Origin of the sequence: Terasakiella sediminum (assembly GCF_033100395.1) — a bacterium.
Classification (GTDB): Bacteria; Pseudomonadota; Alphaproteobacteria; order Rhodospirillales; family Terasakiellaceae; genus Terasakiella.
This window is the reverse complement of the sequence record NZ_JAWLVJ010000007.1, coordinates 99,796-126,083: the sequence shown is the minus strand read 5'-3', so window position 1 is coordinate 126,083 and position 26,288 is coordinate 99,796. Positions and strand designations below refer to the sequence as shown.

The following is a 26,288-nucleotide window of genomic DNA, read 5'->3' as shown; positions in this document are numbered from 1 at the left end:
AGAGGCTTTACGCCTCTTCACCCGAACTTTCGCCTTCCTGTTGTTCGACAGTATTTTCTGTCTCTTCTTTGTTTCCTTCGGCAGTTTCTGCGTTTTCGCCTTCTGCCTTTTCTTCTTCGTCATCGCCCATGTCGCGGAAACAGCTGACTGAAACCACGCTCTCCCCATCGGCGACACGGAACAGGGTTACCCCTTGTGTCTTACGCCCGGCAATGCGGACCTGATCAACGCCTGTACGGATCAACTGACCGCCATCGGTAACCATGATGATTTCGTCTTCCACTTCAACAGGGAAGGACGCCGCCACATGACCGTTACGTGCGGACATTTCGATATTGGCAATCCCCTTACCACCACGACCTGTGGTGCGATATTCAAAGGAAGAAGATCGTTTGCCGAATCCACGTTCTGTCACTGACAGCAGGAATTCTTCCAGACCTTCCATTTCATCAGCCTGTTCCTGGCTCAGAACGCCCAATTCAGCCTCTTCCCCAGCGCGTTTAGCTTTGGAATAACGCAGGTAAGAATCGCGTTCTTCAGACGACCACTCTCCACCATTCAGGATGGACATAGAAATCACACGGTCATCATCAGCCAGACGAATACCACGCACACCTGTTGAATTACGCCCGGCAAAAACGCGAACGTCTTCGACCTTGAAGCGGATACACTGGCCGTTACGGGTTGTCAGGAAAACGTGATCATCCGGTGTACAGATTTCCACGGCCACCATGGCATCACCGTCGTCGAGCTTCATGGCGATTTTACCATTGGCTTTAACGTTGGTGAAATCAGACAGCAGGTTACGGCGTGCCCCACCAGATGCGGTAGAGAACATCACGTGCATGTCTTTTGCCTGGCTTTCGTCTTCCGGCAATTCCATTACGGTCGAAATTGTTTCGCCTTCATCCAGCGGCAACAGGTTCACCATTGCCTTACCCTTGGACTGCGGGGTCCCCAGCGGCAGGCGATAGACTTTCATCTTGTAAACCATACCTGTGGAAGAGAAGAACAACAGCGGCGTATGGGTATTGGCAACGAAGACATTTTCAACGATATCTTCGTCTTTGGTGCTCATACCCGAACGACCTTTACCACCACGGCGTTGTGCACGGTATGTATCCAGCGGCACACGCTTGATGTAACCGGAACTGGTCACGGTCACGACCATATCTTCACGCTGGATCAGATCTTCAATGTCATGTTCAAATTCAGCTTCCTGAATTTCAGAACGACGCGGTGTCGCAAACTGTGTGCGCATGTCCACAAGTTCATTGCGCATCAAAGTCATCAGTTTTTCGCGCGAACGCAGGATAGAGAGATATTCTTCAATCTCCGCACCCAATTCACGCAAGTCACCTGCAATCTTTTCACGTTCCAGGCCTGTCAGACGATGCAAACGCAGTTCCAGAATGGCTTTGGCCTGTGCTTCTGACAGCTGATATTCACCGTTTACAACCTGACGGTCCGGTTCATCCAGCAACTGGATCAGCGGTTCCACCTGACCTGCACGCCATTTGCGTTCCATCAGTTGGGTACGCGCTGTTTGTGCATCAGGGGCCGCACGGATCAGTTCGATCACTTCGTCGATATTTTCAACGGCCACAGCCAGACCAGCCAAAACGTGCGCTTTGTCACGTGCTTTGCCCAGCTCGAAAATTGTGCGGCGTGTAATAACTTCTTCACGGAACGCAATAAAAGCTTCCAGAATCTGTTTCAGGTTCATCAGTTCCGGACGACCCTGATTCAGCGCCAGCATGTTTACGCCAAAGCTGGTTTGAAGGGCTGTGAACTTGAACAGCTGGTTCAGAACGATTTCTGCATGGTGGCCTTTTTTGATTTCCACCACAACACGTACGCCCTGACGGTCCGATTCGTCACGCAGATCAGAAATACCTTCGATCTTTTTGTCACGTACCAGCGCCGCCATGCTTTCGATCATACGGGCTTTATTCACCTGATAGGGAATTTCCGTAATGATGATCGCCATACGGTCTTTGCGAATTTCTTCAATGCTGGTTTTACCGCGCATCACAACCGAGCCACGACCCGTATGGAAGGCAGAACGCAAACCAGACTGTCCCAGAATAATCCCACCCGTCGGGAAGTCCGGACCAAAAACATAATCACGGATCAGATCATCAATCGTCAGGTTCGGATCATCAATGAGCGCACAACAGGCGTCGATCAGTTCACCCAGGTTATGTGGGGGAATATTTGTTGCCATACCAACCGCGATACCGCCAGCCCCGTTGACCAGCAGGTTCGGATACTGTGCCGGAAGAACAGAAGGTTCCAGCGTGGTGTCGTCATAGTTGGGTTTGAAATCGACGGTTTCCTTGTCGATATCTGCAATCAGGTTATGGGCCGCTTTGTCCATACGCGCTTCGGTATAACGCATGGCCGCAGGTGGATCACCGTCCATGGAACCGAAGTTCCCCTGCCCATCAATCAATGGCAGACGCATGGAGAAATCTTGCGCCATACGAACCATGGCATCATAAATCGCGCTGTCACCGTGCGGGTGATATTTACCCATCACGTCCCCGACGATACGGGCGGATTTACGGTAAGGCTTGTTATAATCGTAACCGCTTTCTTTCATCGCATAGAGAATACGACGGTGCACAGGCTTCAAGCCATCACGCACATCCGGCAGCGCCCGCGACACAATCACGCTCATGGCGTAATCAAGGTAGCTGCTGCGCATTTCGTCTACAATTGAAACGGGGGAAATATCAATGCCCTGGGGCGTTAGTTCGTTGTCGCTTGTCAAGTGACTTAACCTAATCTGTTATTACGGCGTTTCCAAACCTGCCTAAACCATTTTTTAAAAAGGAGAATGCAGGTTTGCGTATTTGGGGAAAAGGTATAGCAACTTTCCAAAATGACAACAACAAAACTATGCCTATTTCACAAAAGAAAAACGGCCTCTCCAGATTGGACAGGCCGTTTCCTTTGATTTCTTTATGCGTAGACGATTAACTACAGCGTGAAACGCATCACCCAGTAGATAATCCCAGCGATAAATGCAGATAGCGGTACCGTAATCACCCAGGCCGCCGCAATTGTCATCAGATGTTGACGACGCACCAGCTTACGCTTGCGTGCTTTCGCTTCTTTTTTCGCACTGAGAGGTTCTTCATTGCCTTCTGCGATAGCATTGGCTTTACGCTTGCTTTCCAGATACTCACGGAAGAAACCGACACCAAAAATACCCCCAACAGCAATATGGGTTGAACTTACAGGCAAGCCCAGTTTCGACGCAATAATCACCGTAATCGCCGCAGACAATGCCACACAATAAGCACGCGCGCGGTCCAGCTTGGTGATCTGTTCCCCAACGGTGCGAACCAGTTTTGGACCAAAGAGCATCAAACCAGCAGCAATACCCAAGGCACCAACGACCAAAATCCAAAGCGGCAGGTCAACTTTGCCACCCATATCTGCACCACTGGCAACACCAACAACGGCCGCTAACGGACCAACCGCGTTCGCCACATCGTTTGCACCATGTGCAAAGGACAACAACGCAGCAGAGAAGATCAGTGGAATAGTAAAGAGATCACTTACAGCACGACGACGGTTTTCGATGTTTTCAGCCGCTTTCGTCACCATGGGCTTAACAGCAAACCATGTCCCAAAGAAGAAAGTCGCACCGATGAGAAGAATAACTTCGCCACCTGGCTTCCAGATCTTTTTCAGACCTTTCATGGTCAGGTACATGGCAAAGGCAGCCGCCATAACACCAACCAGAACAGGAACCCATTTCTTGGCTGCGCTGACCTTGTCTTCTTTATACATGATCTGGAATTTGATGAGCGCCAGGAACAAAGCTGCAATCACACCGCCCAACACGGGGGAGATCACCCAACTGGCGGCAATCTTACTCATTGTCGCCCAGTTTACGGCACTCAGGCCTGTCGCCGCGATACCAGCGCCCATAACCCCTCCGACAACTGAGTGAGTTGTTGAAACCGGCGCGCCAACAAAAGTCGCCAGGTTTACCCATAGGGCAGCCGCAAACAACGCCGCCATCATGGCATGGATAAACATCAGATCATTTTCCATGGCAGAGGGGTCAATAATCCCTTTACGCACGGTCGAAACCACATCGCCGCCTGCGATAATCGCGCCCGCAGCTTCAAAAATCGCAGCAATGATCAAGGCACCTGTCATGGTCAGGGCTTTGGACCCCACCGCAGGACCGATATTGTTTGCAACATCATTGGCACCAATATTCAGCGCCATATAGGCTCCGAGCAAACCCGCCAGAATAATAAAGATTTGGCTCCCAGGTTCGGCAACTTGCGTATACGCAAAGAAACCAACCAGCACGAGAAACAGAACACAAATTCCGAACTTTAAATTCCCGCGACTAACTTCCTGAATGCCCGCTTCGAACTTCCCAATTTGTTTCAGTTCTTTATCCAGCTTTTTCATTTCGCCGGAAGGTAATGGACCGTCTGACATAATTGCCCTCAACACTCTGCCAATTTTCAGACCGCCTTGTAACTTTTCTGTAACAAAAAGTACACAATTATTAATGCGTATATTTCGCTTTTCTGAAGAGCGTAAAATTTTATCAAAGAAGACAATGTCTTCCCTAGGACATTTGACGGGGATCAGGTAGGGTGATGGGCGTAAAAAACGTTTAAGATCAAGACAAGCGCGAATGAAAAGCCTGCAAAACATATATAAATATACCCTGCTGACCACGAGTCTCCTGCTCAGTCCGACAATTGCACGTGCAGAGACAGCCGCAATTGACGGATTTAACGCAGGTCCCGGTGTTTTATTAGGGACCCTGGCAGGCGGTCTTATACTGGGCGCCTTGATCCATAAACGGCTTAAGTCACCCGAAGAAGAACAAACGCCACTTTCCAGAAAATACCTGGCGGCTTTTGAACGAATTTCCCAGGGCTTTAACCTGTTTCTCAGGACCCCGGAAAAAACAACCGAACAACAGGCCATTGAATGGCTTTTGCGCGAAACCTCAAAGACACTGGATGTATCACGCACCTGCTTGTGGTTCTTTGGGGAAGAACGCACCAGTCTTTCACTGAAATACGCTTTTGACGCCACAGATCAAAATGCGCCGTGCGATATGACCATTGATCGACAACAACATCCGGCTTTCTTTGGGGCTTTGCGTGGCGAGCGTACCGTTGCCTTTGATGATGCGCAAAATGATGTCCGATCCATGGATTTTCTTGCCACCCAGAACATGGGACCAAAACCAAAGTCTGTTTTGGTAGCTGTCGTCGGAATCGGACGCCAGTCCATTGGCACCCTGCATATCGCCGCCAGAAAAAACCAGCGTAACTGGACAAATACTGACAGACAGTTTGCCGGCTCCATCGCGGACCTGATCGCCTTTTACCTGTCCAACCGGGATTTACAGATCGCCCAAAGCGCATTGCATGAAAGTGAAAGCCGGTTTCGTGACCTGGTGGATGCCAGTTCTGACTGGTACTGGCAAACCGGGCCGGATCATAAATTCACTTATATTTCCGATCGGTTCACGACAACGACGGGCATCCCCAAAAAGTATCTTCTGGGGCGCACCCGTCATGATTTCACCAAACCCAAAAACCTGCCTTCCCACCAGTTTAAACATTGGGAAGACTTGCAGAACCGCCGTGCTTTCAGGAACTATAAATATAGTGCCGACTGGAATAGCATGAACCTGACCGTTGCCATTAATGGTAAAGCCATTTTTGACAACGACGGCAATTTCGCAGGCTACATCGGGACTGGCACAGATATTTCAGAAAGCGTCACTTATAAAACACGTTTTGAAGAGGGGCTGAATGCGCTGTCAAACGGCCTTGTCATGTGGGATGCCAACGATAAACTGATCATGTGGAACAATGCAGCCCTTGATATGTTCCCAGCGCTGAAACCTTATGTGGCCAATTCCTTTACGTATCGTGAGATGCTGAATATCTGCGACAAGGAAAAGGTACTGAAATTCCCCGCGCCCTTTAGCCAAGAATTATGTGATCAACTGGTTGAAGCCCATAAATCTTGTGGGATTCGTGAGATTGAACTTTATAACGGGCATCATCTTCTGGTCCATGAACACCCCACATCAGAAGGCGGGATCGTCGGAATTTACACGGATATCACCACCCTGAAAAGTCGTGAAAATGAACTGATTGAAAGCAACAAGATTTCCACCACGCTCAGTCTTTCCGGGAATACGCTGATCCACGCCAGAAACGAAAGCTTTATCCTTTCTGAAATCTGCCGTCTGGTGATGGATTTTGGGTCGTTCCAATCCACATGGGTGAACCTGTTTAAAATCCCGGGCAGCCTGCCGGAATTTCTGGATATCAGCATGCAAAAAGGGCTGGACATGGACTTGCAACCGTTCAAGCCCACCAGCACAATCAAGCAGACCTTCGTCAAGCAGAACCATATGATCATGAATGAACATATTCTGCATCAGGCTTTCCCTAATCTGAAAAAAGCCTTTGTTGAACATAACATCAAATCCGGCGGTATCTTCCCGATCCGAATTGATACCAAACTTGCAGGTTTCCTTTGCGTGGTTTCGGATGACAAAAACATCTTTAATGATCCTCATATTAAACTGATGGAAGAACTGGCCAGTGACATTGGTTATGGGGTGTCCAGTCTGCGCAGTGAACATCACCGCCTGATTGCCGAAGAAGCCTTGCGTGAAAGTGAGGGACGCTACAGAAGCCTGGTTGATATGTCCCCAGATGCAATTCTGGTGCTGGATGAAAATGACCGGATCGTCTTTTCCAACCCGGAAGGTCATGCGCTTTTCGCCACAAAAAACAGAACGGAATTTCTCGGCAAACGCTTTGCTAACTATGTCTGTGATGACGGTGATCTGTTTAAAGATGCCCCCAAGATGCATGATGATGATCCGACTTATACCTATACATCGGTCTCTCTGCGTCGTATGGATGATGAAACTTTCGAAGCCGACATCACCACCCGCCCCGTTTCCTACATCGGCCTGGAAACCCGCCTGCTGATCATTCGTGATGTGACAGAACGCAACCGGGTAAACGAACATCTGGCCCAGACGTCCAAACTTGCCACTCTTGGCGAAATGGCCGCCGGGATCACGCACGAGCTCAGCCAGCCGCTCAACATCATGCGGTTTGCGGCAGAAGGCAGTATGTTAAAGATGAACCGGGGCACCATCACCACCGAACAAATCCAAAAACAGTTTGATCTGATCAGCATGCAAAGTGCACGCATGGCCGACATCATCGACCATATGCGGATCTTTAGCCGCAAAGATACAGGCAGCCTGGAACTGTTCGACCCAGCCCTGGTGATCCGTCAGGCGGTTGATATGATCGAAGCGCAATATCTGGCAGAAAACATCCATATGGATGTTCGCTATCCGCCTTATTATCAGACGCTGAAAGGTCGCCCAATCCAGTTGGAACAGGTAATCCTGAACCTGATCACCAACGCCCATGATGCCATCAATCAACGGCGCAAGAACGAACAGTTCAACAGCAAGGAAATCAACCGCATCGACGTCAATATGACCTATGATCAGGCCGATAACATGATCAATATTGCCGTGACAGATAATGGCGGTGGCATTTCTGAAAAAGCCATGGCGAAACTTTTTGACCCGTTCTTCACCACCAAAGAAGTGGGCAAAGGCACTGGGTTAGGCCTGTCGGTCAGCTACGGGATTATTGCCGCCATGGGCGGGCAAATTCAGGCGCGCAACATCCACAAAGGTGCCCGCTTTGACATCACGCTGCCTTGCGTGGATGAAGAAGATACATCCATCATCGCCAACATCCCCGATGACATCGGCGATGATGACGATGATGATCTGGATTTTGATGGCAATGGGCTAAGTGTGCTGGTGGTGGATGACGAAGTTTATGCCGCCGAAGCCATGATGGAATATCTATTCACCAATGGCTATGAAGTCAATATGGCCGGAGATGGAGAAGAAGCGCTTGAACTTTATGAGGCCGAACCCTGCGATATTGTCGTCACCGACATCCGCATGCCCAAAATGGACGGTCATCATCTGATTAAACATCTGAAAGAAAGAAAGCCAGACCTGCCGATTATTGTCGTCACCGGACATACCGGAATTGAAGAGACCGATGCGGTTGACCTGAACGAAGTGGCATTTTGCGTACTGAAAAAACCTGTTAGCCTGTCAAACCTCGCCTCTCAGGTCGAAAAAGCAGGAAAAACAATTACAAAAGAAACGTAATGATTGAGATTCGTTTGATATTACAATATTGTACTTGGATCAACAAAAGCGGAAAAAACGCCTAATGAAGATTCTCATTGCTGACGACCACAACCTTGTACGTGAAGGTTTGCGCCCATTTTTGGAAGAACTCGACCCCGATGTTGCGGTCACAGAAGCGGCATCTTTTGATGAAGCTTATGAGATTGCAGGGAAGGAAGACGGCTGGGACCTGATCCTGATGGACTTGAAAATGCCCGGCATGAACGCCTTTGACGGTCTGGTCAAAATGTGTGAAGCACACCCTAAAACCCCGGTTGTCATCCTGTCCGGTCACTTCAATCGCCATGACGTACTTGAAGCCGTTGAACGTGGTGCCGCAGGTTATGTGCCCAAAACCATCAGCGGTTCAGCAATGGTCAACGCGCTTCGTCTGGTTCTGTCGGGTGAAAAATATATCCCGTCCGCAGCCTTTCAGGATACGCCAGAATCAAATGATGACAGCCCCATTGGGCGCAGTGCCTCAACACAGTCCATGGCAGATGGTCCGCTATCTCGCTTAAGTGACCGGGAAAAAGAAATCCTTGGTCATTTGATTGAAGGCAACACTAACAAAGAAATTGCACGCAAGCTTGGCTTGCAGGAAATCACCGTCAAGGTTCACCTGCGCAACATCTATCGCAAGATGGAAGCAGCCAACCGCGCCCAGGCCGTGCGAATTGCCCTGCAAAACGGCTGGGAAGCTTAAAACGTTCCTGAACATCGAATACAAAAAAAGGCGCTACCGATCAGATAGCGCCTTTTTTATGTGTCAGCTTTTAAAGCTTATTCTTCGGACGTACTGTCATCCTGCACAGCCGCTTCCATCGCAACGGCAGCTTCGGCCACACCTTCGGCTTTTGCCAGCTTGCGTGCGCGGCCACGTGCGATGATCACAACTTTTTCCAGGTCAGCTTCGGTACACAGCCCCAAAGTCACCGGGTTGCGTGGTGTGATGTTTGCAGAATTCCAGTGGGTTTTGTCACGAATCGCCTTAATGGTTGGCTTTGTGGTGCCCAGCAGCTTGGAAATTTGAACATCCTGTAGTTCCGGGTGGTTTTTCACCAGCCAGGCGATCCCGTCCGGGCGGTCCTGACGTTTGGAAACCGGGGTGTAACGCGCACCTTTACCACGGGCTTTAGGGGCCGGGTTTGTGGAACGGGCGATTTTCAGACGTGCGGTTGGATCATTTGCGCAGCGATCAAGTTCGGCTTGTGTCAGCTGACCATTTGCAATCGGGTCCAGTCCCTGCATCCCCATGCCAACATCACCATCTGCAATCGCTTGAATTTCAAGTTCGTGCAAACCGCAAAAATCGGCGATTTGAATAAAGCTCAGTGCCGTATTTTCGACAAGCCAAACGGCCGTCGCCTTTGGCATTAGAGGCAGCGCCATCGCGTTGATCCTTTTTCTAGAATTTATGAATAGAAGTTGATCGAGAAATCCGATCCCTTTTCCCTACTATATAATCCGTTTTTCGCTCAGGTCAAACTTCTTCGCATTTTTTGAAGTTCAACTTTCCACATTTAAGACAATTTTGCCGATATGGGCACTGCTTTCCATCAACTCATGAGATTTCGCAGCCTCAATCATTTCAAAGGACTGATGCAATACAGGCTTGATCTTGCCGGCTTCAATCAGCGGCCAGATGGTCTCTTTCAATTCAGAGGCAATCTGTGACTTGATCGCGATGGGCTGCTGGCGAAGAGTTGAGCCCGTGATGGTCAGCTGCTTCATCATGACGGTCATAAAATTTACTTCCGCCTTGCTGCCCTGCAAGTAAGCGATATTGATCAACCGCCCTTTACGTGCCAGGCACTTGATATTGCGACCAAGATATTCCCCGCCGACCATATCAAGGATCATATCCACACCTTTGCCTTCGGTCGTTTCTTTAATCACGCTCACAAAGTCGTCATCACGGTAATTAATGGCAAGCTTTGCCCCCAAATCGCTACAGGCTTTACATTTTTCCGCGCTTCCGGCCGTCGTATAAACCGTCACACCCAAAGCAGTCGCCATCTGAATCGCTGTTGTGCCAATCCCGCTGGACCCACCATGAACCAACAGAGACTGACCTTCTCTCAGGCCACCTTGCAAAAACAGATTAAACCAGACTGTAAAGAATGTTTCAGGCACGATGGCCGCTTCGGCCATGGAAAGACCGGACGGAATCGGCAGGCACTGGGCTGCAGGCACGTTTACATATTGTGCATAGCCCCCACCGTTGGTTAAGGCGCAAACCTTGTCGCCAACTTTTAGACCCGCAACGTCGCCATTGATTTCAACAATTTCACCGGACACTTCCAGACCCGGTAAATCAGACGCACCCGGGGGCGGCGGATAAAGACCTTTTCGTTGGATGACATCCGGGCGATTAACCCCGGCAGACGCAACTTTGATCAGAACTTCCCCCTCTAAAACAATGGGTTGATCACGTTCAACCAGTTTCAGAACCTCCGGCCCACCCGGTTCGCTGATTTCCATACATTGCATTTTTTTGTCCGTCATCCTGCTTGCCTTTATCTTTGTTTTCATAAGCTACATATGTGTCTAAAGAATTTTAGTCCGATTGACAAATGTCATTTTTGGTGCACCGCAGCACACTTTTACCCTTGACCGTTCGTATAATCGGCGAATAGATTGCTCCTGCCGACAAAAAAGGCAAGTTTGACAGGTTGAGGCCACAATAATAAGGGCTGTCGCATTTAAAGCGACAGCCCAAAATTGTTTCTGGGGCCAGACTTTCCCAAAAAAACGGTCCCAAAGTGCTTTTAACATTTGCTGTGAAGGTCGATTCCGGCTAGAAAGCCGCGTTTGGATTTTTTACACGCGCCTTTAGCGGATGGACTTATGACTGACAGAGCATTATTGCCCACTGGCCTTGAAGATGTTTTACCGATTGATGCAGAATATGAAGCATCCGTTGTAGACCACCTGATGTCCAGCTTTGCGACATATGGCTATGGTCGTGTAAAACCACCCCTTATCGAATTTGAAGACAACCTGCTGCAAGGCAGTGGCGCTGCGATTGCGTCTCAGACCTTCCGCGTAATGGATCCGATTTCCCAACGCATGATGGGTATTCGCCCAGACATGACAGTTCAGGTTGAACGGATCGCCACCACCCGTCTGATGAAAGAACCGCGCCCACTGCGTCTGTGTTACACAGGCCAGGTTCTGCGTGTAAAAGGGTCGCACCTGCGCCCGGAACGTCAGTTCGGCCAGGCTGGTGTGGAACTGATCGGGTCTGACACCCATGACAGTGACTGCGAAGTCGTTCTGTTAGCCGTGGATGCACTGACCAAAGCAGGCGCAAAAGGCCTAAGCGTTGATCTTGGTCTGCCGCGTCTGGTCCCGGCTCTGTGTGAAAACATTGGGCTGGATGAACCAACAAAAACAGAATTGCGCGTTGCTCTGGACCGGAAAGATGCAGCAAGCGTCAAAGCACTCGGCGGTGACGAGGTTGACCTGTTCGCCCAATTGCTGGACAGCGCCGGACCAGCCAAGCAAGCCATTGATATTCTGCGCCCACTTGATCTCAGCGGCGAAGCTAAAGACCTGCGTGACACCTTGATCGCGGTTTATGACCAAATCACCACGCAAGCGCCCGATTTAAGCCTGACCATCGATGCGGTAGAAAACCGTGGCTACGAATATCATTCCGGCGTCACCTATACATTTTATGGTAAAGGCGCACGTAGCGAGCTGGGCCGCGGCGGGCGTTATATCGCCGGATCAGGTGAAACAGCCAGCGGCTTTACTTTATATATCGACAGCCTGATGCGTGCCTTGCCAAAGCCACAGGCCAAAGACAAAATTTTTGTTCCTTTCGGAACGGATGTGCAGGAAATCACAGACTTGCGCCAGAACGGTCACATCTGTGTGAATGCCCTTAACCAATCACAGGACCCGGCAGCCGAAGCGGCACGCCTGGGCTGTAGTCATATTTTCACAGATGGAAAGATTACGCCGCTTACCTAATGTGTGCGGCCAGGATGGAGAAGTAACCCATGACAAACGTAGTTGTAGTCGGCTCCCAATGGGGCGATGAAGGCAAAGGCAAAATCGTAGACTGGCTTTCAGAACGCGCCGACGTGGTTGTGCGCTTTCAGGGCGGTCACAACGCAGGCCACACACTGGTTATCGACGGTGTAAAATACAAACTCAGCCTGCTGCCTTCCGGCATTGTGCGCGGCGGTAAACTTTCTGTCATCGGCAACGGTGTTGTGATCGACCCGGCTGCCCTCTTGAATGAAATTGACACCATCCGTGGTCAGGGCGTGGACATCACACCAGAAAATCTGGCAATTGCTGAAAACGCCTGTCTGATCCTGCCGGTTCACCAAAAACTCGACCATGTGCGCGAAGAAGCGCTGGGTAACGCCAAGATCGGCACCACAGGTCGTGGCATTGGCCCAGCCTATGAAGACAAATGCGGTCGCCGCGCCATTCGCTTTGGTGATCTGGCTGACCCGGCAACACTGCCTGCCAAAGTCGAAAAACTTCTGGCCCACCATAACCCGCTGCTGCGTGGTCTGGGTCAGGAAGAATGGACTGTTGAAGAAGTGCTGAACCCACTTCTTGAAATGGCACCAAAGCTGACACCTTATTCTCAAATCGTCTGGCAGCTGCTGGATGATGCAAAATCCAAAGGCCAACGCATCCTGTTTGAAGGCGCGCAAGGCACATTGCTGGACGTTGATCACGGCACCGTCCCCTTCGTAACGTCTTCCAACACAGTTGCAGGTCAGGCCTCTGCTGGTTCTGGCATGGGTCCGGGATCACTGGATTATGTTCTGGGTATCACCAAAGCTTACACAACACGTGTGGGTTCCGGTCCATTCCCAACAGAACTGTTTGACGAAGTTGGTCAAGGCCTTGGGGAGCGTGGCCACGAGTTTGGTACAGTGACAGCACGCAAACGTCGTTGTGGCTGGTTTGATGCGGTTCTGGTTCGCCAGGCTGTAAAAGTCAACGGCATCAACGGTATTGCGCTGATGAAACTGGACGTACTGGACGGTATGGACGAGCTGAAAATCTGCACGGGTTATCAGATTGATGGCAAGGAAATCAAACACCTGCCCTCCAACCCTGCTGAACAGGAACGTGTCGAGCCGATCTATGAAGTCATGGAAGGCTGGACAGAAAGCACTGAAGGCGCACGCACCTGGGGTGAGTTGCCTGCAACATGCGTAAAATACATCAAACGTATTGAAGAACTGATCGAAACACCTGTGGCTGTTTGTTCAACCAGCCCGGAACGTGAAGATACAATTCTGGTGACAGATCCTTTTAACGGTTAAGCATCTGATCACAATTTAATCTGGAAAAACCTCTGCACAGGGTGCAGGGGTTTTTCTTTTGCCTAAATCTTCACCTCCTTTTAAGAAATGTCTTATATCCTTTATATACATTTCATTATAGATTCGACTAACATGTGCACGATGGTTGAACTATATATAACCAAGAACATCAGGCGATTAAGGGCGTAAATGGCCGAAGAAGAAACCCAGGGCGCGCAAGAACAAGCGCAGAAAGCTGCACCGCAGCCTCAGGAAAAGCCAAAGGCTTTGCCGCCCGTTACGCTTGATCGCTTTCAAATTCATCCAAGCTCGCCTATTGCGGAGCTCAGCACGCCTTCTGCCAAAGCTTATTACGCCGAAGATAAACGCAACACGGAACGCAAATTATTCGCCCTGATTTGCCCGCCCTTCCTTGGTCCGCGTACAGGTGTTATGGATGTGCTTAAAGGCGCGAACGTGCGTGGGGCCATGCCGTTGGTGGAATGGGGTCATGTCCATTGGCCAACCATGAACCAGCGCACCGTTGCCGTGATCTATGAACGCCCGATGGGTGGCCGCCTGCTGGACCATCTGGGTCAAATCAACCAGCATGAAATGGTTCGCAAGATCATTGAACCGATCTGCCATGGTCTGCAAGAATTTGCCACACGTGGTGTATCTCACCGTCAAATCCGCCCTTCGAACCTTTATTTCCTGGATGCTTCGCTTGATCGCCTTGTGCTGGGGGATTGCGCAACGGTTCCCCCGGGGTATGATCAGCCCACCCTGTTTGAATCCATTGAACGTGGTACCGCCCCGCCTGCTGGACGCGGTGCGGGCGATGTGGCTGATGATATGTACGCGCTTGGGGTTACGATCCTGTTTGCCCTTATCGGTGGCAACCCGGTCCCCCATCTGCGCACCGACGACGATATTCTTTATGCCAAAATGCTGGAAGGGTCCTATGCGACCCTGATCGGGCAAGAACCGGTTCCGGTCAATATGCTGGAAGCTTTGCGGGGCTTGCTGTCTGATGATGAACATGAACGCTGGGGTCTGGAACAGCTGGACCTTTGGATCAATGGCCGTCGTCTGACCCCGATCCAGAAAAAAGCCGCCCCAAAAGCCAAGCGAACCATCGAATATGCGGGCCGGGATCATTTCAACACCCGTACGCTTTCCCTTGCCGTTTCCAGAATGCCAAGTCAGGTAGACCGTCTTGTTAAAGATGATGTGCTGGAAACCTGGCTGAAGCGGGATATGGAAGATACCGAACTGTCTGCGGCCGCGTCCAACGCCATCCATATGGCGCAATCGCAAAGTGGCGATAAAGATATTATGGCGGCAAGGATCAGTATCGTGCTCGATCCCTCACTCCCCATCCGATATAAGGATTGCTGGTGCATGCCCGACGGGTTTGGCACCGCACTTGCCAGCAGTGTCCTGCAAAAAGGCAACGCCAACACCCCAGTTGAAATGATCACCCGCAGCCTGCCGCGTGCCTGGTTTGATTCGCAAGATACCTACAACCCGGTCTATGTGGCGCTTGAGAAAAACTTTGATCAATTACTGGATTTTGTGCAGGAACGCAAAATCGGCTATGGCGTAGAACGTTGTCTCTATGAAACCAACCCCACCCTGCCGTGCCAAAGCCCCCTGATCATTGAAGAACATGTACTGACCATCAAGGAACTGATGCCCGCCCTTGAACGGGTATCGGCCAAGATCGACAAGAAAAGCAAACCGATTGATCGCCATATCGTGGCCTTTATTGCAGCACGTCTGAACCAGAATATTGATCCACATATCAAAGCTGTTGGCGATGATCGTGAAGAGATTGCAACGCTTGGCATGCTCAGCCTGCTCGCGCTTGTGCAATGGCGCACCAAGGCGGGGAACCTTTTAGGCTTCACCAGCTGGGTCGGTGCCCATATGGGTCCAGCGATCAAAGCCTTCCATAGTAAGTCCATCCGCGAGGAACTGGAAAAAGAAGTCCCGAAGCTGATCCGCAAAGGCAACCTTGCCGATCTGTTTAACCTGCTGGATAACGCCGAACAACGTGCCCAGGATCAACTGGATTTTGACGAAGCTTGCGCTGAATTCAAAGAAGCGGATGACGAGATCAAAGACATCGAAGGCGGGGCATCTGCCTTGCAGAAAAATTCAAGCCGTATCGGTCAACAGGCAGCGGCCATGACATCTATTGTCATCGCGCTTCTGATTATCACCGTCACATTCATCGGCAAATTGTGGTGAGATCGGCGTTATGGCAAAAGTAGCAGCAAAGAAAAGAGGATCAGGTGGCAGTGGCTTAATGTTGTTGGGCTTTATGGCCCTGTTTGCCGCCGTCATCCTGTTGCTGGTGTCCATGGCATCGTTGGTACTGGTTTGTTTTGGGCTGCTGCCAACCTTTGTTGCTGTGCTAATTGACAGATCCCCACAGCGATTTGCATTCTTCAGCGTTTTTGCCATGAACTTTGCCGGGATTTTCCCCTTCCTGCTGGACCTGTGGATGGGCAGCAATAGTATGTCGGTCGCCATTGACAGTCTGACCGATGTATTCTCCCTCTTCACCATGTATGGGCTTGCGGCCCTTGGATGGGTGCTCTTTGCCGTCACACCACCAATTGTAACCACCGTCATGACCTTTATCGCCCAACGCCGTGTCGCCATTCTGCGCGCCAAGCAAAAGAAATTGCTGCAGGAATGGGGCGAAGATGTCACGGGTGAGAATTCAACCGTGCCAAACGGAGAAGAAGCCGAGCCTGGCGCACCACCAAGTGAACCAGCAGCACCAAAAGCACCGAAAACCTAAACCAGCCTCACCTGATTGAACGAAAAAACACCGACATGACACTCAATGGCCCGGCGACAATCCTTATTTTCATATTGGCGAGCTTCGGCCTGTTCCTGCAAATATTTGTGAGTTCGGATTACAACAGTCTAATGGCCGTGCATGGCAATTTCTTCGCACGCATAGATGAAGTTTCCTATTGGGTTTCCGCTGTCGGTCACATCTTTGCCCATGCAAATTACGATCACTTTATGGGAAATATGCTATACCTGCTGCTGCTTGGTCCGCAAATTGAACAGCGCATTGGTTTTAAGAACTTTGTTTATGCCGTTCTTGCAACAACAATTGCCACGTCGATTGCGCAAGGGCTCTTTCCCGGTACAGCCTTGTTGGGGGCAAGCGGCGTCGTCTTCATGTGCATCACCATGTCCAGCCTGACGGCCAATTCCTGTGAAAAAATCTCCATCAGCTTTGTGCTTGTGGCCGCCCTTTATCTTGGCAAAGAAATCTACAATGCCTTCAGCCCCGATAACGTTTCACAACTCGGCCACCTGGTTGGCGGCATTGTGGGAATCGCCTTTGGCTATTATTACAAAGTCACGGGCCAGGTGAAATAAAAAGGGTGTTCAAAAGAACACCCCGTAGCTCCTCATATTTATCTCGGTCTTTTTAGTGGCGTTGGCGCATTTCGCGTTCGCGCATACGCTGTTCCACCATTGCATTTTTCATTGATTTTTGAAGCTTCTCAAACGCGCGGACTTCAATTTGACGAATACGTTCGCGCGACACACCATATTCCTGTGACAAATCTTCCAAGGTGGTTGGGCGATCTTTCAGGCGACGTTCGCTTAAGATGTGACGCTCGCGTTCATTAAGAACCAGCATCCCGCTTTCCAACATGGTGCGGCGATTATCCAGTTCTTCGCGTTTCGCCAGGTCTTTTTCCTGATTGCTTTTTTCATCTACCAGCCAGTCGATCCATTCGCCTTCCCCATCCATACGTAGTGGTGAGTTCAGGCTATGGTCATTGCTGGCCAGACGGCGGTTCATCTGAATAACTTCTTCTTCTGGCACATTCAGTTTTTCTGCGATTTTTGCCACATTTTCTGGATGGAGATCCCCCTCTTCAATGGCTTTCATCTGTCCTTTCAGTTTGCGCAGATTGAAAAACAGCTTTTTCTGTGCCGCTGTTGTACCCATCTTCACCAAAGACCAGGAATGTAAGATATATTCCTGAATAGACGCACGGATCCACCACATGGCGTATGTGGCGAGTCTAAACCCGCGTTCAGGATCAAAGCGTTTGACCGCCTGCATCATCCCCACATTGCCTTCAGAAATCAGTTCACCCACAGGCAAACCGTAGCCACGGTAACCCATGGCGATCTTGGCAACCAGACGCAGATGGCTGGTGACAAGCTTGTGCGCGGCTTCATGATCTTCATGTTCGCGCCAGTTAACAGCTAAACTGTATTCTTCCTCGACGCTGAGCATCGGGAACTTTCTTATTTCAGTTAGGTACCGGGACAGGTTTTGTTCCGGTGTAAAAGTCAGACCTAAGGTATTGCTAGCCATGTGCCATCCCCCTATCGGATATGGGTTACACGTGCAGCTTCCTTAAAAACGGCACGTCATGGGCGCCCTCTTTTATTGAATCCCCTTCAATATATTTATAATACCCAACTTATAGGCTCAGGCATAATAGTATTTACACTTTTTTAAGAAATTCACACAAACCATTGATTTCACTAGGTAAATCATTTTCAAAATACATTTCATCACCTGTTCGCGGGTGCAAAAACCCTATGATATATGCATGTAATGCGTGGCGTCCAAAGGCGCTGAATTCTGCCTTTTGCTCGTTACTTAGCGAACGCACAAAACGCGGAGGGGTGCGACCATATAAAGCATCCCCCACAACGGTGTTACCCTGGGTAGACATATGGACGCGAATTTGGTGCGTGCGCCCTGTTTCGAGCCTACATTCTACCAAAGATGCATAATGTCCGATACTTTGCACCCATTTGTAGTTCGTATAGGCCTCTTTTCCGCCTCTAGGTACGACGGCCATCTTCTTCCGATTCGATGGGCTGCGACCGATACTTCCTTCGATGCGCCCTTCTTTCGGGTCCGGCACGCCCCAGACGATGGCCAGATAGGCCCGCTCCAGACTGTGTGCAGCAAATTGTTCGGACAAAGATACATGGGCAATATCGTTTTTTGCAACGACCATCAGCCCACTTGTTTCCTTATCCAGACGATGGACAATCCCCGGGCGCTTCACCCCGCCGATGCCGGAAAGACTGTCGCCACAGTGATAAAGCAAAGCATTTACAAGGGTTCCGGTATAGTTCCCGGCGGCCGGATGCACCACCATGCCCGCTGGTTTATTCAGTACCAGCAGATCATCATCTTCATAGACAATTTCCAGCGGGATATTTTCCGGTTCCGGGTCGTAATCTTCGGCTTCGGGAATTTCCACAGAAAATGTCTGTCCGGGTTTGACCCTGAACGATGCGTCCGTTATTGTCTCGCCCGATTGCGTAACGCAGCCGTCTTCAATCAAGGCTTTCAAACGCGAGCGGGATAATCCGCTGTCGCCTTTTGAAAGTAATTTGTCCAAACGGATGTTTTTATCGTGGTCGCGGGCGGTGACTGTAAACTGATCGCTCATAGGGATGAACACAAACCAAAGTTAGAGTTAGATAAATGAGAACTGTACTCGTTTCTGCCGTTGTCGGCATGGGAATTTTGATCATTCTGGGAATGGTTGCTTTGGTTTATGGCCTAATCCAGAAGAATGACAACCCTGATTTTAAGTTTTTTGACCTTTCAAGCGAAGTGCCTGAATTGGAAAAAGCCTTAAAAGAGGTTGAAGTCCCCCTTGTCGGCAAGAAAAAAGAGACACCAGCACCCACTGCCGCACCAGTTGTTCCGGCTAAAGCATTTGGCGATATGCGCATCGAAATCCCGGCAGGCTATAAAGTTGTGGAAACCGACATGGATTCCCAACGCCTTGTCCTGCGTCTGGTGAATGAAGCGGGCACCAACCGTCTGATGATCCTGGACATCAATACGGGTGCAAAACTGGGCGGCCTGTCCCTTCACGCTGCTGAATGATTATCAGCCAGGATCATATTGACGAAATCTTCGCCCACACGAAACGGGTGCACCCTGAAGAATGCTGTGGCCTGATCATTGGTAAAGGTGATGAGGTCACAGACCTGATGGCATCAAGAAATGTCTCAGAAAGCGACAGGACCAAAACTTTTGAAATTGATCCCGCGACAAGGTTTAAACTGATCCGTGAACAGGGTCATGACGCCATGATCGGTTTTTATCATTCCCACCCCAATGGCATCCCCTATCCATCAAAAACCGACAAGACCATGGTCTATGAGCCAGAAATGATCTGGATTATTGCGACCCAGGATGAGATCAAAGCTTTTAAATTTGATGAGATAAAACAGGACTTTGCAGAACTCCCTATTCAGGTTAAGCTTTAAAAAAGAATAATTACAGGGAGTGGTGAGATGAACTTTGCAAGCGATAACACAGCCTCGGTCTCTCCACAGATACTTGATGCGATTACCAAGGCCAATCAGGGCGCGGCCATGCCCTATGGCAATGATGTGCTGACCGATAAGGTCCAGACCCGGTTTAACGAGATTTTTGAATGTGAAACGACCACCTTTCTGGTCGCCACAGGTACGGCATCCAATTCCATTGCCCTGTCGGCCCTATCCCCGTCCTATGGCAGCATCTATTGCCACCGCGATTCTCACATCAACTGTGATGAATGTGGCGCACCCGAATTCTATACAGGTGGGGCCAAACTGGTAACACTTCCAGGTGCCCACGGCAAACTACACCCTGGGGAACTGGAAGCGGCCTTGGCCAACACTTCCGATGCCGTCCATCACACCCAACCTGCCGCCATCAGCCTGTCACAAGCCAGCGAGGCAGGCACAATTTATGGACTGGGCGAAATCCATCGAATTAATGAAGTTGCCAAAGAACGCGGCATGTACCTGCATATGGATGGCGCACGCTTTGCCAATGCCCTGATTACGGCGGGATGCAGTGCGGCGGACCTGACCTGGAAAGCCGGTGTGGATGTCTTGAGTTTTGGTGCGACCAAAAACGGGGCCATGTGCGCGGAAGCGGTGATCTTCTTTAACCGTGATCTGGCCCGTGAAGCAGGATTCAAGCGCAAACGCGGCGGGCATCTATTTTCAAAAATGCGCTATCTGGCTGCACAATGGGATGCGTACCTGACGGATGATCTTTGGCTATCCAACGCCCAACATGCCAACAAAATGGCGCAACGCTTAAAAAACGGTCTGCAAACCATTAAAGGCAGTGATCTTTACTATCAGGTGGAAGCCAATGAAATTTTCATCACCCTACCCGAAGACACCCTGACGCGCCTTGAAAAGGCAGGATACGGTTTCTATCGCTGGCAAGACCCAAATTCACCATTGATCCGTCTGGTGACAAGTTTTGACACCAAAGAAACGGATGTAGATGGGTTCATTGCCGTAGCAAAGGATGAGACTTAAGACGCAGCCCAAGCTTCGATGCCACCGCGCAGGTTGGTAACATTATCAAACCCCTGCTGACGCAGCCATCCGGTTACCTGCATGGAACGCCCGCCAATATGACACATAACCACAATAGTTTTGTCCGTTGGCAGTTCATCCAGGTTTTGGGGGATTTCGTTCATCGGGATTTCAAGCGCATCATCATACGCATGTGAAGCTATCTCCGCCGGTTCACGTACATCCAGCACGATATGGTCTACGCCTGTTTCGCGGTAAGTCTTCAACGTTTGAACGTCGATTTCAAAGGGGATGTCGCTCATTATCAGTCTCCAGATTTCGATAAACCTGAATATAGAGCGTCACCCCGTAAAATCAACAGCTTCTCATATTAAAGTTATTCTAAAAATCCATCCCAAGATCAAGGCATGGTGCGCTATGGGTCAGCCAGCCGATGGAAATGATATCAACACCGGATGCGGCAATGGCCGGTGCTGTCTCCAGCGTCACGCCACCAGAAGCTTCGGCAACACCACGGCCATCAATCAATTTGACGGCTTCTTTCAGCAAATCAGGCCCCATATTGTCTAGCAGGAACACATCAGCACCCACTTTCAGGCCTTCTTCCAGCTGTTCCAGCGTATCGACTTCCAGGTTGATTTTCACCATATGGCCCAGCTTGGATTTGGCACGTTCAACCGCTTGGGTGATCCCACCACAGGCCGCGATGTGATTGTCTTTAATCATCAAGCCATCATCCAGACCAAAGCGATGGTTAAAGCCGCCACCACAACGAACGGCATATTTTTCAAAGGCGCGCAGGCCAGGTGTTGTCTTCCGGGTACAGGTGATCCGCGCTTTGGTGCCTGCGCAGGCATCCACGATTTTGCGGGTTTCTGAGGCAATGCCGGACAGGTGCCCCAGATAGTTCAGCGCCACACGCTCCCCTGTCAAAATCGCACGAGCCGGGCCTTCTAAAATCGCAACGGTATCCCCCGGTTCCACACGACCGCCATCGGCGATATAGACTTCCATATCAACGCGCGGATCGACCAGATCAAAAGCCATCTCGGCAATATCGATCCCGGCGATGGCACCGACCTGACGGGCGTTGATGGAGGCCTTTACCCAAGCGTCATCATCAATCACGATATCAGTGGTTAAATCACCGCCACGGCCCAAATCTTCGGCGAGGGCTGCACGAACAGAAGGTTCGATAAGGATAGGTGAAAGCGGTTCTACTTTTACGCCGGCGTCTGACATGACTGAATGGTCCCTTGAATGTCGGCCCCGAGATTGAGGCCACGAATAAATGCGTTAATTTCTTTAAGTGTGGTTTTGCTGCGCTGTGCCTGATTTACGTCTGTGTCAGGGTAGTCACTGCGGAAATGCCCGCCCCTGCTTTCACGACGTTCCAGCGCGCAGGCCAAAATCATTTTCGAAGCAATCAGCTTGTTTTTAAACTGCGGTGTAAAGCTTGCCTGTTTTTCTTCCCAGGCCACCACTTGTGCCAGCGCAGTATAAAGCCCGGCCTCACTGCGTTCTACGCCCGCTGCGCCATAAAGGACGTTTGCCAGCTGATCGGTTAGATCCAACGCACCAGATGGTGATGGTGCAATTTCTGTAATCTGTGTTTCTGCAAGATCAGCGGCCAGAATATCTTTTGCTACACGACGACCAAAAACAACGGCTTCCAGCAAAGAGTTACTTGCCAGACGGTTTGCGCCATGAACACCCGTACAAGCCACTTCCCCCACAGCCCATAGGCCATTCAGCGAAGTCTGACCGTTCAAGTCCACATCAATCCCCCCCATGTGATAGTGGGCTGCCGGGGTCACCGGGATGGGTTGGGTCGCCGGGTCAAGGCCAGCCTCTTTACAATAGCCGTAAACGGTCGGGAAACGATCTTTAAAGCTTTCGCCCACAGCCTCGCGGCAATCCAGATAGACCTTATCGCCTGCCTTGACGCGTCGCCAGATGGCACGGGCCACCACATCGCGCGGGGCAAGTTCTGCATCTTTATGGACAGAGGGCATAAAGCGTACACCGCGCCCATCGATCAGATGCGCCCCTTCACCGCGCAAGGCTTCGGTTGCCAGTGGCATGGGTTTCACGCCCACATCGATAGCGGTCGGGTGAAACTGTACGAATTCCAGGTCCGCCATACGCGCGCCGACAGTCGCCGCCATCGCAAGGCCCTCACCAGAAGATTCAGCTGGATTTGTCGTATAACCAAACAGGTTGCCAACGCCACCTGTTGCCATAACGACAGCCTTGGCAGAGATTGCAACCTCTTGCCCCGCATGGCTGCGGGCACGTGCGCCAACGACGCGGCCATCTTGTCCGATCAGCTCGTAAGCTGCGGCGTCGGGTAGAAGGCGGATATGATCGCTATGTAAAACAGCCTGTCCCAGCGCACGCATGATCTCTTTACCCGTGCTATCGCCTTCGGCATGCAGAATACGGCGGAAAGAATGCGCAGCTTCGCGCCCCAACGACAGATGGCCTTCGGGGTTACGGTCAAAATTGACACCCCAGGCAATCAGGGCGTCGATTAGTTCCGGTCCTTCATGGGTGATGACATGGGCGGCCTTTTCACAAGACAGGTCCACACCAACGTCCAGCGTATCGCGCTTATGATGTTCCGGGTGGTCATCATCGCCAACCGCAGCAGCAATACCGCCCTGCGCCCAGGAACTGCTGGACCCTTCGCCCACAGGGGCTTTGGCCAGCACGATGACATCCTGTTCTTCAAGATCAAGGGCGCTGACCAGGCCAGCCGCCCCTGCCCCGATAATCAGAACATCTGTTTGAAGCTGTTTCATTTTAAAAGCTTAGCTGGCCGCAATCATGGCTTCGATAGAAGCGCGTGCTGGTACCGCCAGTTCCTCATCAACAAAGACTTCGTTGGACAGATCACGCAGGCAATGAATGATCTTTTCCAGCGTGATTTTCTTCATGTGTGGGCACATGGAACAGGACATGATGAATTCACTGTCCGGACAATCCGCACGGATGTTGTCAGACATGGAACATTCTGTGATCAACGCGACCAGTTCCGGCTTGTTCTCTTTCACATAATCCGCCATGCCCGTGGTGGAGCCGGAAAAATCAGCTTCATCCAGCACTTCAGGTGGGCATTCAGGGTGGGCCACGATGACCACTTCCGGGTGATCTTTGCGCAGCTGAACCATGTCTTCTTTTTTGTAAAGCTCGTGTACTTCGCACTGGCCCGGCCATGTCAGGATTTCAACATCCGTTGTCTTGGCAACGTTGGCCGCCAGGAACTGATCCGGCACCAGCAGAACCTTGTCGCTATCAAGTGATTCAACAATCTTTTTCGCGTTTGCAGAAGTACAGCAAATATCCACATGCGCCTTAACTTCGGCAGATGTATTCACGTAGGTACAGATCGGCACACCCGGGTTATCTTCGCGCAGTTTTTGAACGTCAGCACCCGTAATACTTTCCGCCAGAGAACAACCGGCTTCCGGGTCCGGGATCAGAACTTTCTTGGACGGGTTCAGCAATTTGGCAGTTTCGGCCATAAAGTGCACACCACAAACCACCATCACGTCGGCTTCAACTTCCTTGGCTTTTACCGCCAAAGCAAGACTGTCGCCAACGATGTCAGAGACACAGTGGAAGATATCGCGTGTCTGATAGTTATGCGCCAGGATAACTGCATTCTTTTCTTCCTTCAGGCGAAGAATCTCATCCACGTAAGGGGCAATAACAGGCCATTCTTCTGCGCTGATATGGGCTTTCACACGCTCAAACACAGGCGCCATGCGCGCTGCAACGTCGGCAGTATATTCGAATTCTTCGTCCAGCTGTTTGGCTGCGGCAGTCATCTTTAAGGCTCCTTATACTCAAAACGAGTATATGCTTGGTAAAAAATTTTGGAGAGAAATATGACAGAATCATTAACCTCCATTTGAGCATAACTTATGTTCAACTTGAGTATAGGTCAAGATTTTTTTGCATTGCAGAAAGGAATGTAGGGGTTAAGCGATTGTTATTTAATGATTTTAATGTGTAACTTTTTTGACATTAGTAGAATAAAGAAGCTCAGTTATAACAAATCAATAATTCGAACAGCTATCTTAGATGCTAACTCACCATCATCTTTATTCATTTGAACTGTCAAATCATCCCATTCTTGCGCAATACTAAATAGAGCATACAACTCATTTCTATCTAACTTTTGGCCATTCTTTATATTATCCAACTCTTGATCCAGCACTGCAAGCACTGCCTTGGCACTCATTCCATACCCTGGAAGTTCAATATTTGACAGCAACAACTCCTTAGCATCACCCAAGGCTGCTACCAATTGTTCAATTTTCTCTTTTCGATAAAATAAAAAAAACAATCTTTCTAACGCTTCCCAACAGGCAACCGTGGCCCCGCAGTCAAACGCTCTGCCAGAATATCCCTGACATACCTATACGTTTCAGCAGGCCTCCCCCCTGTCCTGCTCTCAAACTTCCCGGTACCTTCCACCAGACCACTCTTCTCAACCAGACGACGGAAGTTTTGTTTGTGGAGAAGGTTGCCGGAAATGGCTTCAACTGCTTTTTGCAGTTCAAACAGGGTAAAGGTGGGAGGGACGAGTTCGAACACCACGGGGCGATACTTAAGCTTTCCGCGTAAACGACCCATGGCGGTTGCCAGAATACGGCGGTGGTCCAAAACCATGGGATGGCTGTGGACGGAAAATGTTATGTCGTCGCCCTGATCGCGTTGGGCTTCGGTCACGATGCCTGCCTCGTAGAGCAATTCGTAGCGTTCCAGCACCCGGTCTTCGTTCCAGCGCACTTCTTCGGACCCGAAGGTGGCATCAATCCGGGCAAAGCGTTCGCGGATTTCTGCCGGGCTTTCAGCTTGGGCTGCCCATTCATCCAGGCCCGGTTCAATTTCTTCCGTCAGGATCGCAGGTTTTCCGGCGCGCCAGTCTTCCCATGGGAAATAGCGATACCAGTTTTGCCACAAGGCTTCCCCTGCTCCGGCGGGCTTGGCTTCCTGCGCCAAAGCTAGGTAACCAATGGAAAGAACCCGTGCACCCAGTTCCTGTTCACGCGGATCACGGCCGCGATCGCCAAAGGTATAGAGCTGTTCCACATATCCAAGGTCCAGCTGCGTCTGTTCTTCCACCCAGCCGCGCAGACCCGCATCAAGGGTACGGTGACGACCGGGGTAGAACGGACCATAAGGCAGGGCTTCCAGACTGTCATCATTCAGAATATCACCTTCACGCGCCACGCCTTCTTCGTTGGAGGCCAGCGCATGGTCCACCCGGCGCACAACGAGGATACGCGGTTCATCATCGGTCACAGCGACAATTACCGCTGTCAGACCGATCTGAACGCTGCCTGCATCCTCAAACTGTTGTGCCCCGAACGTCATCTGAT

General features: G+C 50.5%; 22 protein-coding genes. 10 read left to right on the top strand and 12 right to left on the bottom strand.

Features of this window, described 5'->3' with window-relative positions:
- Positions 1 to 7 precede the first annotated feature (7 nt).
- Both gyrA and RYZ26_RS07285 read right to left on the bottom strand, forming a co-directional pair.
- Positions 8 to 2,776, bottom strand: coding sequence for a DNA gyrase subunit A (gene gyrA, locus RYZ26_RS07290; protein WP_317682522.1), 2,769 nt, complete (start codon positions 2,774 to 2,776; stop codon positions 8 to 10).
- 209 nt (positions 2,777 to 2,985) lie between these two features.
- Positions 2,986 to 4,473, bottom strand: a complete 1,488-nt coding sequence (locus RYZ26_RS07285; protein ID WP_317682521.1) for an inorganic phosphate transporter — start codon at positions 4,471 to 4,473, stop codon at positions 2,986 to 2,988.
- Positions 4,474 to 4,675: 202 nt separating this feature from the next.
- On the opposite strand from RYZ26_RS07285, the gene RYZ26_RS07280 reads away from it, so the two are divergent.
- Together RYZ26_RS07280 and RYZ26_RS07275 are read left to right on the top strand one after the other, a co-directional pair.
- Positions 4,676 to 8,236, top strand: a complete 3,561-nt coding sequence (locus RYZ26_RS07280) for a PAS domain S-box protein (protein WP_317682520.1) — start codon at positions 4,676 to 4,678, stop codon at positions 8,234 to 8,236.
- Positions 8,237 to 8,300: 64 nt separating this feature from the next.
- Positions 8,301 to 8,963 carry a response regulator gene (locus tag RYZ26_RS07275; protein WP_317682519.1) on the top strand — a complete coding sequence of 221 codons (663 nt, stop codon included), beginning with the start codon at positions 8,301 to 8,303 and terminating at the stop codon, positions 8,961 to 8,963.
- Positions 8,964 to 9,040: 77 nt separating this feature from the next.
- Here RYZ26_RS07275 and RYZ26_RS07270 read toward each other — a convergent pair whose 3' ends face one another.
- Positions 9,041 to 9,649 (bottom strand): DUF1013 domain-containing protein, encoded by a 609-nt coding sequence (locus tag RYZ26_RS07270; RefSeq protein WP_317682518.1) that lies wholly within the window; start codon positions 9,647 to 9,649, stop codon positions 9,041 to 9,043.
- 117 nt (positions 9,650 to 9,766) lie between these two features.
- The gene (locus RYZ26_RS07265) at positions 9,767 to 10,765 is read right to left on the bottom strand and encodes an NAD(P)H-quinone oxidoreductase (protein ID WP_317682517.1); all 999 of its coding nucleotides are present in this window, start codon (positions 10,763 to 10,765) and stop codon (positions 9,767 to 9,769) included.
- Positions 10,766 to 11,107: 342 nt separating this feature from the next.
- On the opposite strand from RYZ26_RS07265, the gene RYZ26_RS07260 reads away from it, so the two are divergent.
- The 5 genes from RYZ26_RS07260 (at position 11,108) to RYZ26_RS07240 (ending at position 16,950) form a co-directional block, all read left to right on the top strand.
- Positions 11,108 to 12,238, top strand: a complete 1,131-nt coding sequence (locus RYZ26_RS07260) for an ATP phosphoribosyltransferase regulatory subunit (RefSeq protein WP_317682516.1) — start codon at positions 11,108 to 11,110, stop codon at positions 12,236 to 12,238.
- A 29-nt stretch (positions 12,239 to 12,267) separates the two neighbouring features.
- On the top strand, positions 12,268 to 13,560 hold the full coding sequence (locus RYZ26_RS07255; protein WP_317682515.1) for an adenylosuccinate synthase: 1,293 nt from the start codon (positions 12,268 to 12,270) through the stop codon (positions 13,558 to 13,560).
- A 189-nt stretch (positions 13,561 to 13,749) separates the two neighbouring features.
- Positions 13,750 to 15,795 carry a protein kinase family protein gene (locus RYZ26_RS07250; RefSeq protein ID WP_317682514.1) on the top strand — a complete coding sequence of 682 codons (2,046 nt, stop codon included), beginning with the start codon at positions 13,750 to 13,752 and terminating at the stop codon, positions 15,793 to 15,795.
- Positions 15,796 to 15,805: 10 nt separating this feature from the next.
- Positions 15,806 to 16,354, top strand: coding sequence for an acyl-CoA synthetase (locus RYZ26_RS07245; RefSeq protein WP_317682513.1), 549 nt, complete (start codon positions 15,806 to 15,808; stop codon positions 16,352 to 16,354).
- A gap of 35 nt (positions 16,355 to 16,389) precedes the next feature.
- Positions 16,390 to 16,950 carry a rhomboid family intramembrane serine protease gene (locus RYZ26_RS07240; RefSeq protein WP_317682512.1) on the top strand — a complete coding sequence of 187 codons (561 nt, stop codon included), beginning with the start codon at positions 16,390 to 16,392 and terminating at the stop codon, positions 16,948 to 16,950.
- A 52-nt stretch (positions 16,951 to 17,002) separates the two neighbouring features.
- Here the strand turns inward: RYZ26_RS07240 and rpoH are convergent, their stop codons facing one another.
- Positions 17,003 to 17,908, bottom strand: a complete 906-nt coding sequence (rpoH, locus tag RYZ26_RS07235; protein WP_317682511.1) for an RNA polymerase sigma factor RpoH — start codon at positions 17,906 to 17,908, stop codon at positions 17,003 to 17,005.
- Positions 17,909 to 18,041: 133 nt separating this feature from the next.
- Positions 18,042 to 19,007 (bottom strand): RluA family pseudouridine synthase, encoded by a 966-nt coding sequence (locus tag RYZ26_RS07230; protein ID WP_317682510.1) that lies wholly within the window; start codon positions 19,005 to 19,007, stop codon positions 18,042 to 18,044.
- 35 nt (positions 19,008 to 19,042) lie between these two features.
- Here RYZ26_RS07230 and RYZ26_RS07225 point away from each other — a divergent pair, with 35 nt between their 5' ends.
- From RYZ26_RS07225 to RYZ26_RS07215, 3 genes are read left to right on the top strand one after another with little or no spacing between them, the layout of a single operon-like run.
- Positions 19,043 to 19,453, top strand: coding sequence for a hypothetical protein (locus RYZ26_RS07225; protein ID WP_317682509.1), 411 nt, complete (start codon positions 19,043 to 19,045; stop codon positions 19,451 to 19,453).
- Positions 19,450 to 19,839: a M67 family metallopeptidase gene (locus tag RYZ26_RS07220; protein ID WP_317682508.1), complete on the top strand. Its 390-nt coding sequence runs from the start codon at positions 19,450 to 19,452 to the stop codon at positions 19,837 to 19,839. The genes RYZ26_RS07225 and RYZ26_RS07220 overlap by 4 nt, the downstream gene beginning before the upstream one ends.
- A gap of 27 nt (positions 19,840 to 19,866) precedes the next feature.
- Positions 19,867 to 20,895 (top strand): threonine aldolase family protein, encoded by a 1,029-nt coding sequence (locus tag RYZ26_RS07215; RefSeq protein WP_317682507.1) that lies wholly within the window; start codon positions 19,867 to 19,869, stop codon positions 20,893 to 20,895.
- On the opposite strand, the gene RYZ26_RS07210 is transcribed toward RYZ26_RS07215, so the two are convergent.
- The 6 genes from RYZ26_RS07210 to RYZ26_RS07185 all read right to left on the bottom strand — a co-directional run bounded on the left by RYZ26_RS07210 (position 20,892) and on the right by RYZ26_RS07185 (position 26,283).
- A complete protein-coding gene (locus RYZ26_RS07210) occupies positions 20,892 to 21,197 on the bottom strand; it encodes a rhodanese-like domain-containing protein (protein ID WP_317682506.1) in 306 nt (101 codons plus the stop codon). The two genes, RYZ26_RS07215 and RYZ26_RS07210, sit on opposite strands and share 4 nt — an antisense overlap.
- Positions 21,198 to 21,276: 79 nt before the next feature.
- Positions 21,277 to 22,137 (bottom strand): carboxylating nicotinate-nucleotide diphosphorylase, encoded by an 861-nt coding sequence (gene nadC / locus RYZ26_RS07205; RefSeq protein ID WP_317682505.1) that lies wholly within the window; start codon positions 22,135 to 22,137, stop codon positions 21,277 to 21,279.
- Complete coding sequence (locus RYZ26_RS07200) at positions 22,119 to 23,699, bottom strand: L-aspartate oxidase (RefSeq protein WP_317682504.1); 1,581 nt, start codon at positions 23,697 to 23,699, stop codon at positions 22,119 to 22,121. The genes nadC and RYZ26_RS07200 overlap by 19 nt, the downstream gene beginning before the upstream one ends.
- Before the next feature lie 9 nt (positions 23,700 to 23,708).
- On the bottom strand, positions 23,709 to 24,728 hold the full coding sequence (gene nadA, locus RYZ26_RS07195; RefSeq protein ID WP_317682503.1) for a quinolinate synthase NadA: 1,020 nt from the start codon (positions 24,726 to 24,728) through the stop codon (positions 23,709 to 23,711).
- Between the two features lie 221 nt (positions 24,729 to 24,949).
- A complete protein-coding gene (locus tag RYZ26_RS07190) occupies positions 24,950 to 25,249 on the bottom strand; it encodes a hypothetical protein (protein ID WP_317682502.1) in 300 nt (99 codons plus the stop codon).
- A gap of 5 nt (positions 25,250 to 25,254) precedes the next feature.
- The gene (locus RYZ26_RS07185) at positions 25,255 to 26,283 is read right to left on the bottom strand and encodes an NUDIX hydrolase (protein WP_317682501.1); all 1,029 of its coding nucleotides are present in this window, start codon (positions 26,281 to 26,283) and stop codon (positions 25,255 to 25,257) included.
- Positions 26,284 to 26,288 lie beyond the last annotated feature (5 nt).

Bases quoted from the DNA above. Each gene is read 5' to 3' on its own strand.
- RYZ26_RS07200 (WP_317682504.1), bottom strand. From the start codon at position 23,699: ATGAAACAGCTTCAAACAGATGTTCTGATTATCGGGGCAGGGGCGGCT.
- RYZ26_RS07260 (WP_317682516.1), top strand. From the start codon at position 11,108: ATGACTGACAGAGCATTATTGCCCACTGGCCTTGAAGATGTTTTACCG.
- RYZ26_RS07270 (WP_317682518.1), bottom strand. From the start codon at position 9,649: ATGGCGCTGCCTCTAATGCCAAAGGCGACGGCCGTTTGGCTTGTCGAA.
- rpoH (WP_317682511.1), bottom strand. From the start codon at position 17,908: ATGGCTAGCAATACCTTAGGTCTGACTTTTACACCGGAACAAAACCTG.
- RYZ26_RS07225 (WP_317682509.1), top strand. From the start codon at position 19,043: ATGAGAACTGTACTCGTTTCTGCCGTTGTCGGCATGGGAATTTTGATC.
- RYZ26_RS07245 (WP_317682513.1), top strand. From the start codon at position 15,806: ATGGCAAAAGTAGCAGCAAAGAAAAGAGGATCAGGTGGCAGTGGCTTA.
- RYZ26_RS07280 (WP_317682520.1), top strand. From the start codon at position 4,676: ATGAAAAGCCTGCAAAACATATATAAATATACCCTGCTGACCACGAGT.
- RYZ26_RS07220 (WP_317682508.1), top strand. From the start codon at position 19,450: ATGATTATCAGCCAGGATCATATTGACGAAATCTTCGCCCACACGAAA.
- RYZ26_RS07230 (WP_317682510.1), bottom strand. From the start codon at position 19,007: ATGAGCGATCAGTTTACAGTCACCGCCCGCGACCACGATAAAAACATC.
- RYZ26_RS07210 (WP_317682506.1), bottom strand. From the start codon at position 21,197: ATGAGCGACATCCCCTTTGAAATCGACGTTCAAACGTTGAAGACTTAC.
- RYZ26_RS07250 (WP_317682514.1), top strand. From the start codon at position 13,750: ATGGCCGAAGAAGAAACCCAGGGCGCGCAAGAACAAGCGCAGAAAGCT.
- RYZ26_RS07215 (WP_317682507.1), top strand. From the start codon at position 19,867: ATGAACTTTGCAAGCGATAACACAGCCTCGGTCTCTCCACAGATACTT.
- RYZ26_RS07185 (WP_317682501.1), bottom strand. From the start codon at position 26,283: ATGACGTTCGGGGCACAACAGTTTGAGGATGCAGGCAGCGTTCAGATC.
- RYZ26_RS07265 (WP_317682517.1), bottom strand. From the start codon at position 10,765: ATGACGGACAAAAAAATGCAATGTATGGAAATCAGCGAACCGGGTGGG.
- nadC (WP_317682505.1), bottom strand. From the start codon at position 22,137: ATGTCAGACGCCGGCGTAAAAGTAGAACCGCTTTCACCTATCCTTATC.
- RYZ26_RS07240 (WP_317682512.1), top strand. From the start codon at position 16,390: ATGACACTCAATGGCCCGGCGACAATCCTTATTTTCATATTGGCGAGC.
- nadA (WP_317682503.1), bottom strand. From the start codon at position 24,728: ATGACTGCCGCAGCCAAACAGCTGGACGAAGAATTCGAATATACTGCC.
- RYZ26_RS07275 (WP_317682519.1), top strand. From the start codon at position 8,301: ATGAAGATTCTCATTGCTGACGACCACAACCTTGTACGTGAAGGTTTG.
- RYZ26_RS07255 (WP_317682515.1), top strand. From the start codon at position 12,268: ATGACAAACGTAGTTGTAGTCGGCTCCCAATGGGGCGATGAAGGCAAA.
- RYZ26_RS07285 (WP_317682521.1), bottom strand. From the start codon at position 4,473: ATGTCAGACGGTCCATTACCTTCCGGCGAAATGAAAAAGCTGGATAAA.